Below are 13672 nucleotides of genomic sequence, written 5' to 3'. Positions count from 1 at the left end.
AGCCAAATCCGGCCCAATCCAGCGTGGATATTGAGCCAGAAGCTATTGTTTCTGCAGCAATTCGGCGACGGCGCGGGGATAGATCAGGTGCTCTTGCGTCAGCACCCGCGCCGCCAGCGTGTCGGCGGTGTCGTCGGGCAGCACGGGGACGGCCGCCTGGGCCAGGATTTCACCGTGGTCCAGCTCGGCCGTCACGCGGTGCACGGTGGCGCCGGCCAGCTTGCAGCCCTCGTCGAGCGCGCGCTGGTGCGTGTGCAGGCCCGGAAAGGCCGGCAGCAGGCTGGGGTGGATGTTGACGATGCGCCCCTCGTAGTGCGCCACGAAGCCGGGCGTGAGGATGCGCATGAAGCCGGCCAGCACCACCAGCGCGGGCTGGTGCGCGTCGATGGCCTGCATCAGGGCGGCGTCGAAGGTGTCGCGGCTGGCGTGGGCCTTGTGGTCCACCACGGCGGTGGCGATGCCGGCGGCTTGCGCCGTGTCCAGGCCCCTGGCGCCCGGCCGGTTGCTGACGACCGCCGCCACGCGCGCGCCCAGGCGCTCGGCCCAGCGCTGCTGCTCGGCCGCGCGCACGATGGCGGCCATGTTGGAGCCGGTGCCAGAGATCAGGATCACGATGTTCTTCATGCGGGGCGGATTATCCCCATGGCGGGCACGCGCCCCGCGGGTTGGGCACGAATGCGCGCGGCGGCCCGCTATGCTTGCGCGCATGACCACGACACCGCGCGCCCTCACCCCCGTCGAAGCCCGCGTGCTGGGCACGCTGATGGAAAAGGCCCGCACCGTGCCCGACACCTACCCGCTGTCGCTCAACCTGGTCGTCGCCGGCTGCAACCAGAAGACCAGCCGCGAGCCGGTGATGAACGTGACCGAGGCCGAGGCGCAGCGGGCGCTGGCGGACCTGCGGGCGCTCAGCCTGGTGATCGAGTCGCACGGCAGCCGCGTGGCCCGCTACGAGCACAACCTGCAGCGCTGCCTGGGCGTGCCCGAGCAGTCGGCCGCGCTGCTGGGCCTGCTGATGCTGCGCGGGCCTCAGACGGCGGGCGAGCTGCGGCTGAACGCCGAGCGCTGGCACCGCTTCGCCGACATCTCGTCGGTGGACGGCTTCCTGGACGAGCTGGCCGGGCGGCCCGAAGGCAAGGGCGGCCCGCTGGTGGTGCGCCTGCCGCGCGCGCCCGGCACGCGCGAGGACCGCTGGGCGCAGTTGCTGTGCGGGCCGGTCGAGGGCGCGCAGTATGCTCCTGATTCAATAGCTGATGGCGTAGACCCAGAGCGGGCCAGAAGCCAAAACGACCGGATTTCCGCGCTGGAGGCCGAGGTCGCCGCCCTGCGCGCCAGCGTGGCCCGGCTGTGCGCCGAGCTGGGTGTGTCGCCTGCCGGACCGACAGAAGTGAACGACCATGCTAAAAACAAGGGTTAACTGGAGAACCACGGACATGGAACTGGCATTCACCCCCGAAGAACAGCAATTCCGCGAGGAAGTCCGCGCCTGGGTCGCGGCGAACCTGCCCAAGGACCTGGCGCGGAAGGTGCATGACGATCTGGACCTGACCCGCGACGATCTGCAGGGCTGGGCCAGGATCCTGGGCAAGAAGGGCTGGCTGGCCTACGGCTGGCCGGTGGAGTTCGGCGGCCCCGGCTGGACGGCGGTGCAGCGGCACATCTTCGAGGAAGAGACCACGCGCGCCGGCGCGCCCGGCATCGTCCCCTTCGGCCCGGTGATGGTGGCGCCCGTCATCCAGGCCTTCGGCACGCCCGAGCAACACCAGCGCTTCCTGCCCGGCATCGCCAGCGGCGAGGTGTGGTGGAGCCAGGGCTACAGCGAGCCGGGCGCCGGCTCCGACCTGGCCTCGCTCAAGACCCGCGCCGAGCGCCAAGGCGACAAGTACATCATCAACGGCCAGAAGACCTGGACCACCCTGGGCCAGCACGGCGACTGGATGTTCAACCTGGTGCGCACCAGCAACGAGGGCAAGCCGCAGACTGGCATCAGCTTCATCGTGCTGGACATGAAGTCGCCCGGCGTCACCGTGCGCCCCATCAAGATGCTGGAAGGCGGCCACGAGGTCAACGACGTGTTCTTCGACAACGTCGAGGTGCCGGCCGAGAACCTGATCGGCGAGGAGAACAAGGGCTGGACCTACGCCAAGCACCTGCTCAGCCACGAGCGCACCAACATCGCCGGCGTGGCCCGGTCCAAGCGCGAGCTGGCGCGCCTCAAGCGCATCGCCAAGGCCGAGGGCGTGTGGGACGACCCGCGCTTCCGCGACCAGATCGCGCTGCTGGAGGTGGACGTCGTGGCGCTGGAAATGCTGGTGCTGCGCGTGCTCTCGGCCGAGAAGTCGGGCAAGAACTCGCTGGACATCGCCGGCCTGCTGAAGATCAAGGGCAGCGAGATCCAGCAGCGCTACGCCGAGTTGATGATGCTGGCCGCCGGCCCCTACAGCCTGCCCTTCATCGAGGAGGCCATGGCCGCCGGCTGGCAGGGCGACCAGGCCGTGGCCGCCGCGCTGCGGGGCTTCCCGGGCGGCAGCACGGGCAACGCCGTGCTGGCCCCCAGCTACTTCAACATGCGCAAGACCACCATCTACGGCGGCAGCAACGAGGTGCAGCGGACGATCGTCGCCCAAACCGTTCTCGGATAAGCCAACGCCTCGCTAGGAACACAAGATCATGGACTTCAATTTTTCGGACGACCAGCAGCAGTTGCGCGACGCCGTCGCCAAGTGGGTGGACAAGGGCTACGACTTCGAGCGCCGCAAGAAGATCGTGGCGGCCGGCGGCTTCGACCGCGCGGCCTACGACGAACTGGCCGACCTCGGCCTGGCCGGCCTGTACGTGAGCGAGGAGCACGGCGGCCTGGGGCTGGGCCCCATCGAGGCCATGGTGGTCATGGAAGAGCTGGGCCGCGGCATCGTGCTGGAGCCGCTGGCGCAGACCCTCGTCACCAGCGCCGCCATCGGCGCCTTCGGCACGCCCGAGGTGCAGGCCGCCTGGCTGCCGCGCATCGCCAGCGGCGAGGCCCTGGTGGTGCTGGCGCAGCAGGAGCGCAAGGCGCGCTACCGGCTGGACGTGTGCGCGGCCCAGGCCAGCGCCGCGCCGGGCGGCGCCTACGCCCTCACCGGCCTGAAGAACGTGGTGCCCGCCGGCGACCAGGCCGACGCCTTCGTCGTGCCCGCGCAGCTGGACGGCAAGCTGGCGCTGTTCCTGGTCGAGCGCGGCGCCGCCGGCGTGGCCACGCGCGGCTACCCGACGCAGGACGAATCGCGCGCCGCCGACGTGCAGTTCGACAGCGCGCCCGCCGCGCTCGTCACCACCGACGGCCTGGCCGCCCTCCGCTACGCGGTGGACGTGGGCATCGCCTGCGCCTGCGCCACGGGCACCGGCGCCATGGACAAGACCCTGGCGCTCACCACCGAGTACATGAACCAGCGCAAGCAGTTCGGCGTCACCATCGCCAGCTTCCAGGCGCTGCGCCACCGCGTCGCCGACATGAAGATGCAGCTCGAACTGGCGCGCAGCATGAGCTACTACGCCAGCCTCAAGCTGGGCACGCCCGAGGCCGAGCGCCGCCTGGCGCTGTCCAGCGCCAAGGTGCAGCTCGGCCAGTCGCTGCGCTACGTCGGCCAGCAGTCGGTGCAGTTGCACGGCGGCATCGGCGTGACGGACGAGTACGCCGGCAGCCACTACTTCAAGGTCCTCACGCAGTTGGAGATGACCTGGGGCGACACCCTGCACCACCTGGGCGAAGTGTCCGACCACATGCAGGACACGGCGGGCGTGTTCGTCTGACGGCGCCCCGCGTCCTGCCCGCGAGCCCCGGCCTGCCGGGGCTTTTTCTTTTTCCGCGCGTGCCGGTTACTTCGTTTTTGATAGCTGTTGGCGCAATATCCACGGGGGCTGCGGCCTGATTTCGCCATGAAACCGTCCATGCCGCCCCAGCCCGCCGCCATCGACGCCCTGCAGCACACGCTGCGCTCGCTGCTGCACGACGCGCGCCTGCTCGCCACCCCGCTGCCGGGCACCGACCTGCGGCTGTGGCTGCTGGACGCGGCCCGCATGCACCGCCCCTTCACGCCCGACGAGATCCGGCGGGTGATGGACGAGCCGCCTTACTGGTGCTTCTGCTGGGCCAGCGGCCTGGTGCTGGCGCGCTGGCTGGCCGAGCACCCGCAATGGGTGCGCGGCAAGACCGTGCTGGACTTCGGCGCCGGCTCCGGCGTGGCCGCCATCGCCGCCGCCAGGGCCGGCGCGGCCGAGGTGGTGGCCTGCGACCTGGACCCGCTGGCGCTGCAGGCCAGCCGGGCCAACGCCGCGCTCAACGGCGTCGCGCTGGAAGTCAGCGCGGACTTCTTCGCCGAGGCCGACCGCTTCGACGTGATCCTGGTGGCCGACGTGCTGTACGACCGCGCCAACCTGCCGCTGCTGGACGCGTTCCTCACGCGCGGCCGCCAGGTGCTGGTGGCCGACTCGCGCGTGCGCGACTTCAGCCACCCGCCCTACCGGCGCATCGCGGCGATGGAAGCCAGCACCTGGCCGGACCTCGATGAATCGCCGGAATTCCGGCGCGTGAGCCTGTACCACGCCCGGCGGCCGGCGCCTCACCCCATCGATGAGCCCGAATGACTTCGCCCTTGCAACGCCAACCCGTGCACCCCCGCGAAGTCGAACCGCTCCAGCAGGTCATGCAGCAGGGCAACGAACGGCGCATGGGCGGCCTCCTGGGCGTGGCGTTCGATCCAGCGCTCGATGTCGGTGAGGCGGCCATCGAGCGCCAGGCGGGCGAGTTCATCCAGGGCCTGATCCTCCGGCAGGGCATTCCGGGGCAAAACGGGCTCCGGTGACGGCCCGCCGGGTTCCGTCTCCCGTTGCAGGGCGACGGACCAGTCCGAACCGGACGCATCGATGATCGGCGCGGAAAGCACGAAGGAAAACGTCGTGCCCTGGCCGGGCCTGCTGGCCACGCTCAGCGACCCACCCATGGCCGTGACGATGCGCTGCGCGATGAACAGGCCCAACCCAGTGCCGCCGCTCGCCGCCTGTATGTGCCGGAAGGCGCCGAAAATATCCGTGCCCTGGTTCAGGTCGATCCCTATTCCCGTGTCGCTGACCTCGAAGCGCAGGGCGCAGGCCTCCCCCTCGGGCTTGGCCGTGACCGACAGCGTCACCACGCCGCCGCGCGTGAACTTGGCGGCGTTGGAGAGCAGGTTCAGCAGCACCTGCTGCAAGCGCTTGCCGTCCAGGCCGACCTGCCGCGGCATGCGTTCAGAGGGGTGATGGCGAAAGCGGTTGTTCTGCTGCGCGCACAGGACGATGGCGTATTCGGAAATGTCGTCCAGCAGGAGGCCGAGGTCGGTGGCGACGGGCTGGACAGCCAGGGGCTGCAGTTCGGCCTTGGCGTATTCCAGCAGTTCGTCGATCAGGCCGAGCTGGTATTTCACGCTGCGCTGGATGGTCAGCAGCCGCTTGTGCTGCTTTTCGTGCGCATCGGCCAGCAGGAGCGCCGAATACCCGCTGATCGTCGCCAGCGGCGCGCGCAAGTCATGGCCGATGTAGCCCAGGATTTCGACCTTCTGCCGGTCCTTTGCCTTGGCGTCGGTGAGCGCGGCGCTCAGCTCGGCATTCAGGGCGGATATTTGCATCGCCGCATGCCGTTCATCCTGGCGGCGCATGAGCATCTGCCCCACCACCTGGCTGGCGAACACGATCAGGGCCATGCCGAACAGCGCCACCAGCATGGCCGTCAGAAAGTGCTGCTGGCGCATGGGCGCCAACTGATCCAGCGAGGCCAGCGTGAGCAACTGGTATTGCGTATTGGTCAGCGCCTGGCGCCGCAGCAGATAGGGCCTGCCGTCGATGAGCCACTGACCGGCCTGCCCTTGACCGGCCATCGCATGGATGGCCATGGGCTCCCCCGGCTCTTCGTCACCGTCCGCGGGCCGTACCGAGCCTGGCGGGAGCAGCGCCCCCACGTTGCGCAGCATGAACGGCGCGGACGAGCTGGTGGTCACGCGCCCCTCGCTGTTCACGACCAGGGCGATATGCTCGCCCGTCAGGTAGAGCGCCATGTCTGGCGCGTCGAATTTCACCGTGACGGAGCCCAGCGGCACGTTGTCCGCGCCCTCGATGCGGCTGCTCACGAAGTACGAGGGACTTCTGTTCAGGCGCGCGATGCCGAACATATGGCTGCTGCCATGGCGCAATGCATCGGTCAGGTAGGCGCGGCCCGTGTAGATCATCCCCACGATGCTGCCGGGCTCGTCCCAGTTGCTGGCCGTCACCGTGTTGCTCGACAGATTGTTCATGTAGATGCGGGCATAGTTCAGATCGCTGCACAGCGCATCCATGAAATCGCCCACCTTGCGCACCAGCGGATCGCCCGTGAACTGCACCGCGCGCTGCTCCCGCGTCAACCCGGCGGCGCCGGGCGGATCGGTGCGGTAACGGGTGGCCAGCTCGATCACCGAAGCCTGGTGCGACACCATGTTGGCCACGCTGGCCATCTCGGCGAACAGCCGGTCCATGACACGCACGGTGGCCTGGGATTCGTATGCGGCGCTGGCCTCCACGCGGGCCAGCCACTCGGCCACGGTCCGCTGCGACATCCACCAACCCAGGCCAGCCACCAGCGCCAGCCAGGCCACGGCCACCCGCAACGTCACCCGGCGCACGAGCGGCGGCATCCGCCGCCGGCTGCGGCTGCCGTGTGGCGGCAGGCCGGCCGCACCGTTCTCACGGCTTCCTGGGGTGTCCACCGGGTGGTGCCGCATGCTCGGTCACTTGAATTTCGATGCAATGAGCTGTTGCAATGTCTCGGAATTCGACTGCGATTCGTTCCGCAGTTGCATTGGCGATTTTCCCCAGAATTTTCTGAACTCGGTTGAAAAGTTCGCCGGATTCGCATAGCCGACTTCCGTGGCGACATCCGCCACCGCCAATTCGCTTTGCCCGAGCATCAGTGCCGCCCTGCGCATGCGCTCCTGCCGGATGAATTCGAAGACCGACATGCCATCGCAGGCTTCGAATACGGCATTCAAGCGCCGCATCGGCACCTCCAGATTGGAGGCCACATCCGAACTCTTCAGGGAAGATTCATGGATATGATTCAGGATGAATTCCATCGCCACTCGCTTCAACATCAAATCGGCGGGCAGGGAATTCAACGGGGTGTTGCCACCGGAGGGTGGTGGATCACTGCCAGCGCCCGCCACGATGGGAAAGGTTTTTCCTTGAGAAAGCGCCAGATGGATGCGGGTCCGCTCCAGGACCTCATCGACATGGAAGGGCTTGTCGATATAGTCCACGGCACCAGCCCGCAGGCCGGCCAATCGCTCATGCTTGTCGGTCAGGGCGGAAATGATCAGAATCGGAATATGCTGGGTCGCGGGATTCGATTTCAGCAGGCGGGCGATCGTGATGCCGTTGCGCCCAGGCATGCGCACATCCAGAAAAATCAGGTCCGGCAGCAATACCGTCGCTCGTGCATAGCCTTGGTCACCATCGAGCGCCACGCTGACGCGATACGCTGCATTGCGCAGGGCAGCCACCAAGAGACGAAGCTGATCTGGATCGTCATCAATGATCAATACATGCGGAGACTGTATTTCACTGTTGATCATGTGGTCATGAGGCTTTCATCGCATGTCTGACGGTTGTGAATTTTCACACATCCGCGCCGTGGATTGTTTGTTTTTTCTTCTTTTTCTTTGTTTTTTCACTATCCATGGACGGGTCTCGGCCGGGCTGGGCAGCCTCTTGCCTGAGCGGGTCGAGTGTGTATGTTTTTGCATGAACACGCCTCGATTGTTTGTTGTTTTGCGTGCCTGCATCCTGGAGAGTTGAGGGCAATTTGTATAAATTCAAATGAACAAGCAAAAAACCAAATCATTTGGATTTACAAATTCTATATAACCCATCCTGGAAAATTTCCTTTCTTAGTTCTGCGCGCCGACTTGGGAGCAAGGTGGCGGGCCGGACCGCAACCCGAGGCTTTATATGGCAAATCTGTTCAAATTGAAGGCAAAGACCCATGGTCGTGGTACGCGCGGCCGCCAGGTCATCCGGAGGGCCGCGCCCTCCGCATTGCTGGCCTGGGCCTGCACCCTGGGGCTGGCGAACGCAGCCGTGTACGCACCCGACGACTTCGCCATTGGCGGCGGCACCAACCTCGAAACCATGGTCATGGTCAAGGACGGCAGCAACCGCCTGGTGGTCGGCGGCCTGTTCAACACCGTGGAAGGCCAGCTGGGCTACCAGGGCGTGGCACGCTACAACGCCGACGACTCGCACGACACGGCGTTCAAGGTCAAGACCGACGAATTCGTCAAGGCCATCGCCATTCAGCCGAACGGCAAGATCCTGATCGGTGGCCAGTTCCACTGGGTCACGCCGTCGAACAGCGCCACGGCCACCTCGATATGGGGCATTGCTCGTCTCAACGCCGATGGCACGCTGGACTCCGGCTTCATCAACGCGCCCGCCGGCAAGGTCAAGTCCAACCACAACGTGCGCGGCATCGCCGTGCAGCCCGCCGACGGCAAGATCGTCATCGGCGGCTACTTCACCTACATCGACGGCGTGGCCCGCAACCGCATCGCGCGGCTGAACGCCAACGGCACGCTGGACAACAGCTTCAACGTGGGCACGGGCGCCAACGGCAACATCGAAGACGTGAAGCTGCAAGCGGACGGCAAGATCCTGATCTCGGGCAGCTTCACCAACGTGCAGGGCACGGCCATCTATGGTGTGGCGCGCTTGAACGCCAATGGCTCGCTCGATACCAGCTTCGTCCCGAACGCCGGCAATCCGGCCGCCGTGAACGGCGCCTGGACAGGCACCTTCCCCGTCTATCAGATGGCGCTGCAAAGCGACGGAAAAATCCTGATCAACGGCGGCACCTTGCAATATGCCGGCAAATACCATGCAGGCGTGGCGCGCCTCAACAGCAACGGCACGCCAGACAACGACTTCAAGTCCTTCATCAACTGGTGGGGCTCGTCCGTGGCGCTGCAGCCCGACGGCAAGATCGTCGTGGGTGGCGATTTCGGCATGGTGGGAGAGCGCAACCCGGACACCAACGCCGTGATCGGCGCCGACGTCCCACGGCGGCGCATCGCGCGCTTCAACACCGACGGCACGCCGGACACCACGTTCGACACCTCCAACGGCGCCGACGCCTGGGTGTGGGCCGTGCTGCCCGATGGCAACGACAGGCTCTACATCGGCGGCAAGTTCAACCTGGTCGGCGGCATCGTGCGCCACGGCATCGCCCGCCTGGCGGAACTGGACCCGACCAAGCAAATCATCAACTTCCCGGTGCCCGATCCGGCTGTGTACAACGCGGGCGGCGCCTTCAACTGGACGGCGGGCGCCACCAGCAGCGCCGGCATCCCGGTGGCCTATACCAGCCTGAATACGGCGGTGTGCACGGTGGACGAGGCAACGGGTGTGGTGACACCGGCGAGCCCCGTCGTCACGGGCGAATGCACGATCGTGGCCAATGCACCCGCCGGAACACAGACCATCGATGGAACCCCCTACGACGTCGCTGCCGCGGCACCCGTACAGCAAACCATGCAGATCTATGCGGCGGGCGACCAGGCCATCACCTTCCCGCCGCAAACGCCCTCGCGCCTGCTGGGAGACGGTGGCTTCCCCATCGAGCCCGTGGCCACGGCCAGCTCCGGCCTGCCGGTGACCTACACCAGCCTGACGCCCGACAAATGCACGGTAGGCGGCACCCCGGTCATGGTCACACCGCTGGCGGCGGGCCCCTGCATCATCGCGGCCGACCAGTCTGGCGGCACGAATAACCAAGGAACCTTCACCGCCGCGGCGCAGGTGACGCGCACTGTGAACGTGACTGATCCGCAGCCGCCCGTGGCAACGCCGGTTCAGCCCGTGCCCACGCTGGAAGCCGCCGGCCTGGGCCTGCTGAGCCTGCTGAGCGCGGGCCTGGGCGGCCTGGCACTGCGCCGCCGCCAGCGCGCCAAGTAAGGGCATGAAAAACCCGCCCCCCTGGGATTTTTCCCAGGGGGGCGGTTTCTTTCAGTCATACGGGACATCGCGGGAAACAGGGTCGGATGAAATTTCCCGCCATACATCCGTGATGTGATTGGTTTTTTGCTTATTCATTTGTTTTTCTACATCCAGGTCAAGCCGTAGAGGCAGGGGTTTCGGCGGCCCTGTTGTTTCTTGCCTGTGCAGGTCAGGCCTGCCCGTCCTGGCAAGAACATCGCTGGACTGTTTGTTGTTTTTGCGCACCCCTTGCTTGGAAATTTGGTCGCGATAGAAAGAAGTTCAAATGAATTGAAGAAAAACCAAAAGATAAGATTTGCAACTTCTGCCTAAATCATTCAGTCAGGCAGATGGACCGTCTACCACTCACGCGGACAACCTGGCCGCGTGAGATGGCATGAGACGCAATCATCACCATCGCTGTGGCGTTCTGGAGCGCACCACAGGCAGGGCCAGGCATCCAGCACGCTGTTCGTGCATTGGCCTGCGTGACGGCAAAGACATGCAAGGCATCTCTGTAACTTTGTTTTTTGAAGGATATTGAACATGAGTACATTCAACAGGCACAAGCTGTCGCTGCTGGCCGCGGCCGTCGCGGGCCTCGGCGCCATGAGCGGCGCGCAGGCGGCAACGCTGACCTGCGGCCCCAATGCCCCCGGAGTGCGCATCAACACCGCCAACAAGGCTGACTGGTCCACCGATGCACGCTATGTCGCGGCTCCGAACGGCATTGCCACCATCGTCGACGACTACCGGTGGGGGGGCACTACATGGTTTAACCCTGCGGACCAAACGCATGGCGCCGGCGCCGGCAGCCTGGCGACTACGCTCCTCCAGGGCAAGTGGCTGTCGTTCGGCGCGACCGCGGACGAAACCACCCCCGGCCAATATCCGGCCGTGAACACCGTCGGCGTGGTTGCCGATGGCGCCTGGGTGGCCGGCCGCGCCACCTTCATTTACAACGAGCCCATCACCATCGGCACCGACGTCGATCTGTCCACCATCAAGATCAGGGGCACGGGCGGATTCGACAATGGTGCACTGCTGGCCGTCAAACCCACCATCCTGCCCGGGGGCGTTGCCAACAACGCGCCCTGGATCAAGAGCACCACGATCTCGGGAGGCTCCTGGACGTCGCCAGCGGCCATCAGCCTGGATGGCACCAGCGGTCTGGGCTTTTATTACGGTGCCAACACCATCGGGCTGGCTCTCGACAGCGAAAACACCACTGCAACCTGGCCCGTTGGGGTGGTGGCGGATTTCGAAATCACCGCCGACTGCCTGACGCCTGTGGCCGAGCAGCCCACCACCCCCCTCCTCTGCCCCATGGGCAACAGGGCCGGCGACACGATCAGGATTGGCCCGTTCACGACGAATGCCCGCGACTGGAAGTGGACGTGGCGCACCAACAGCAGCACGGCGCCCCAGGCGCTCGAGAACGTCGAGCAGCCCTTGTTCGACGACTTCATCTGGCACGGCTACTTCAAGCCGGCCGCCTTGCCCTCCGGAGAGGAAACCGCCGCCCGCTGGATCAGCCCCGGCACGACGGATCCCTCAGGCGCCGACATTCCCGGCGTGCCCTATCCGCTGGCGACCGGGCAGAGCAAGTCGGGCTTCAACGCCGCCATATTCGCGCTGAACCAGCCCATCACGGTGGGCAACAACGTCGATCTGGCCACCATCAAGCTCGATGGCCGGTTCGGGTTCGATGACTACGGCAACTCCGTGTTCGTGCAGCCCGCAGGCGCCGTAGAGAGCACCGATCTGTATTTGCCCAATGGTTTTGGCGCATTCACGCCAGCGGTCACGCCAAACATTCCCGGTTTCAGGCGTGGGCAGAACACCATTGGCTTGAGGCTGGATGGCGGGCAATTCAGGAACGATTGCACTGGTGGCGCATGCGCATTGGGCGCCATCGCCGATTTCTACGTGACGGCCACCTGCACGGGCGTGCCGCCCATTTTGCCTCCGCCTCCGCCCGGCCCCGCCGTCACCCCTGTTCCGACGCTGGATGTCGCCGGCTTGGGCCTGCTGGGCTTGCTGAGTGCCGGTGCCGGCGCCCTGGCCCTGCGTCGCCGCAAGCGCGCGCAGCAACCGTAAAGCATGCGCCGCATGCCGGCTGCTGGCCGGCGTGCGGTCTCGTGCACAGGAAAACCGCCTCGGGTGTACCGGGCGGTTTTTCGTCATCTGGGCCGCTCCGCTTTGCGGGTCTCCAGTGATGCGTCGGCATCCGCACCTCCTGGTGTCCAGCAGACGCTCGCCGGATGCCGCCCGTTGCGCCCACGCTTGCATCGATCCGTCAAGCCAGGATGTGATCGACCGGTTTGATCATCGCTCTCAACAACAAGGACAAGAAGCCGTGAAACTGTCGAAATCTCGAGTGGCCTTGGCACTCATCTTTCTGGCGCATTCTGGCCATGGCATGGCTGCGAATTGCATCAGCGGCGTCAACGCGGCGGGCACATGCACGGTGCCAACGGGCGTCACCCGCATCACGATTGAAGTTTGGGGCGGTGGCGGCGGCGGCGGCTTTGGCGGCGGCTCTTTCAGCGGCGGCGGCGGCGGTGGCGGCGGGTATTGCAAGGCCACCGTGGCTGTCGCAGCCGGGGCTTCGCTGGTCGTGCACGCAGGGGCGGCCGGAGCGGCTGCCACGGGGGCTGCTTCCGCCGGCGGCGGCGGCATCTCGTCGGTCACGGGGCTCGGCCTGTCGGGAATCACCGCCAATGGTGGCGGTGGCGGTGGCAACGCCGGCGGGGGTGGAGCAGGCGGCGTCGGCATGGGCGCGAGTGCCACGCACGGTGGCGTTGGCGGAGCGGGTGGCGCGGGTGCGAACGGCACCGCGGGAACGAACGGTGCTCAAGGTGCAACCGGGCCGCTCGCCACCAATGACCCGAACAACCCATCGCGCGGTGGCACGGGGGAACCTGGAGGCAACGGGGGAACGGGTGGCGCTGGCGCCCTGGGCGGCGCCGGGGGCAGCGGCATCACGGGGGGCACGGGCGGTGCTGGTGGTGCGGGCGGTATAGGCACCAACGGCGCGGCGGGCGGGCCGGGAGGCGCGATGGGAGGGGGAGATCCGCCAACGTTGATCTATCGGACCGGTGGAGATGGCGGCGGTGGCGGCGGAGGTGGCAATGGCGGCTTCGGGGGCAATGGAGGCCCGGGCGGAAGCGGCGTGACGGCCGGTTTGGGGGGTGCGGGAGGGATGGGTGGTCTCAGCGGAAAAGCTGGTGCAAGTGGCGCGGCGGGCGAAACGGGCAACCCTGGCAACGCAAGGGAGCCCCAGGCTGGCGAGGGGGGTGGAAAGGATGGTTTGCCGGGTGGGCGTGGTAAAGCCGGCGACCCTGGGGCCGTGCTCACGGACCTGGTGGCTTGTGCGGGCGGTGCCAGCGGCAGCAACGGCAACGGCGCCAGCGGTGGCGCCGCGGGCGGTCCGCCGGTTGGCGCGGGCGGTGGTGGTGCGGCCGGCGGGCCCGGCTTGCCCGGTGAGGTGCGCATGAGCTTTACCGTGCCGGCGCCGTCGATCGCCCCCGTTCCCACGCTTGGCGAATGGGCGCTGATGCTGCTTTCCGTCGCGCTGGCAGGCCTTGCCGGAAAGGGCTTGCGCCGTACTCGCGTGAGTTGACGAGGCGTGGAAGACAGGATCATCGGGACATGG

Annotated in this window: 10 protein-coding genes and 1 pseudogene; 7 read left to right on the top strand and 4 right to left on the bottom strand. The window is 66.6% G+C overall.

Features of this window, described 5'->3' with window-relative positions; genetic code table 11:
* Positions 1-42 precede the first annotated feature (42 nt).
* Positions 43-624 carry a phosphoribosylglycinamide formyltransferase gene (gene purN / locus IPG65_RS02495; RefSeq protein WP_293187705.1) on the bottom strand — a complete coding sequence of 194 codons (582 nt, stop codon included), beginning with the start codon at positions 622-624 and terminating at the stop codon, positions 43-45.
* 82 nt (positions 625-706) lie between these two features.
* On the opposite strand from purN, the gene IPG65_RS02490 reads away from it, so the two are divergent.
* The 4 genes from IPG65_RS02490 (at position 707) to IPG65_RS02475 (ending at position 4623) form a co-directional block, all read left to right on the top strand.
* Positions 707-1417 (top strand): YceH family protein, encoded by a 711-nt coding sequence (locus tag IPG65_RS02490; protein WP_293187704.1) that lies wholly within the window; start codon positions 707-709, stop codon positions 1415-1417.
* Positions 1418-1433: 16 nt separating this feature from the next.
* Positions 1434-2642: an acyl-CoA dehydrogenase family protein gene (locus IPG65_RS02485; protein WP_293187703.1), complete on the top strand. Its 1209-nt coding sequence runs from the start codon at positions 1434-1436 to the stop codon at positions 2640-2642.
* Between the two features lie 28 nt (positions 2643-2670).
* On the top strand, positions 2671-3789 hold the full coding sequence (locus IPG65_RS02480) for an acyl-CoA dehydrogenase family protein (protein ID WP_293187702.1): 1119 nt from the start codon (positions 2671-2673) through the stop codon (positions 3787-3789).
* Positions 3790-3915: 126 nt separating this feature from the next.
* Positions 3916-4623, top strand: a complete 708-nt coding sequence (locus tag IPG65_RS02475) for a methyltransferase (protein ID WP_293187701.1) — start codon at positions 3916-3918, stop codon at positions 4621-4623.
* Here IPG65_RS02475 and IPG65_RS02470 read toward each other — a convergent pair.
* The 3 genes and pseudogenes from IPG65_RS02470 to IPG65_RS02460 all read right to left on the bottom strand — a co-directional run bounded on the left by IPG65_RS02470 (position 4599) and on the right by IPG65_RS02460 (position 7616).
* Positions 4599-5375, bottom strand: a complete 777-nt coding sequence (locus IPG65_RS02470) for an ATP-binding protein (protein WP_366932116.1) — start codon at positions 5373-5375, stop codon at positions 4599-4601. The two genes, IPG65_RS02475 and IPG65_RS02470, sit on opposite strands and share 25 nt — an antisense overlap.
* A 21-nt stretch (positions 5376-5396) precedes the next feature.
* Positions 5397-6680, bottom strand: a pseudogene (locus tag IPG65_RS02465) (histidine kinase dimerization/phospho-acceptor domain-containing protein); the annotation flags it as partial.
* 93 nt (positions 6681-6773) lie between these two features.
* Positions 6774-7616, bottom strand: a complete 843-nt coding sequence (locus IPG65_RS02460; protein ID WP_293187700.1) for a response regulator — start codon at positions 7614-7616, stop codon at positions 6774-6776.
* Positions 7617-7992: 376 nt separating this feature from the next.
* Between IPG65_RS02460 and IPG65_RS02455 the strand changes: the two genes are divergently transcribed.
* The 3 genes from IPG65_RS02455 to IPG65_RS02445 all read left to right on the top strand — a co-directional run bounded on the left by IPG65_RS02455 (position 7993) and on the right by IPG65_RS02445 (position 13639).
* On the top strand, positions 7993-9993 hold the full coding sequence (locus IPG65_RS02455; protein ID WP_293187699.1) for a hypothetical protein: 2001 nt from the start codon (positions 7993-7995) through the stop codon (positions 9991-9993).
* Between the two features lie 567 nt (positions 9994-10560).
* Positions 10561-12114 (top strand): hypothetical protein, encoded by a 1554-nt coding sequence (locus IPG65_RS02450; RefSeq protein WP_293187698.1) that lies wholly within the window; start codon positions 10561-10563, stop codon positions 12112-12114.
* A 1252-nt stretch (positions 12115-13366) separates the two neighbouring features.
* Positions 13367-13639 carry an IPTL-CTERM sorting domain-containing protein gene (locus IPG65_RS02445; RefSeq protein WP_293187697.1) on the top strand — a complete coding sequence of 91 codons (273 nt, stop codon included), beginning with the start codon at positions 13367-13369 and terminating at the stop codon, positions 13637-13639.
* Positions 13640-13672 lie beyond the last annotated feature (33 nt).

This window comes from Ottowia sp., from assembly GCF_016703145.1.
Lineage (GTDB): Bacteria > Pseudomonadota > Gammaproteobacteria > Burkholderiales > Burkholderiaceae_C > Ottowia.
This window is presented reverse-complemented; position numbering and strand designations above follow the sequence as displayed.

Coding starts and splice junctions, on each gene's coding strand:
- IPG65_RS02490 (WP_293187704.1), top strand. CDS start 707: ATGACCACGACACCGCGCGCCCTCACCCCCGTCGAAGCCCGCGTGCTG.
- IPG65_RS02450 (WP_293187698.1), top strand. CDS start 10,561: ATGAGTACATTCAACAGGCACAAGCTGTCGCTGCTGGCCGCGGCCGTC.
- purN (WP_293187705.1), bottom strand. CDS start 624: ATGAAGAACATCGTGATCCTGATCTCTGGCACCGGCTCCAACATGGCC.
- IPG65_RS02455 (WP_293187699.1), top strand. CDS start 7,993: ATGGCAAATCTGTTCAAATTGAAGGCAAAGACCCATGGTCGTGGTACG.
- IPG65_RS02460 (WP_293187700.1), bottom strand. CDS start 7,616: ATGATCAACAGTGAAATACAGTCTCCGCATGTATTGATCATTGATGAC.
- IPG65_RS02480 (WP_293187702.1), top strand. CDS start 2,671: ATGGACTTCAATTTTTCGGACGACCAGCAGCAGTTGCGCGACGCCGTC.
- IPG65_RS02475 (WP_293187701.1), top strand. CDS start 3,916: ATGAAACCGTCCATGCCGCCCCAGCCCGCCGCCATCGACGCCCTGCAG.
- IPG65_RS02485 (WP_293187703.1), top strand. CDS start 1,434: ATGGAACTGGCATTCACCCCCGAAGAACAGCAATTCCGCGAGGAAGTC.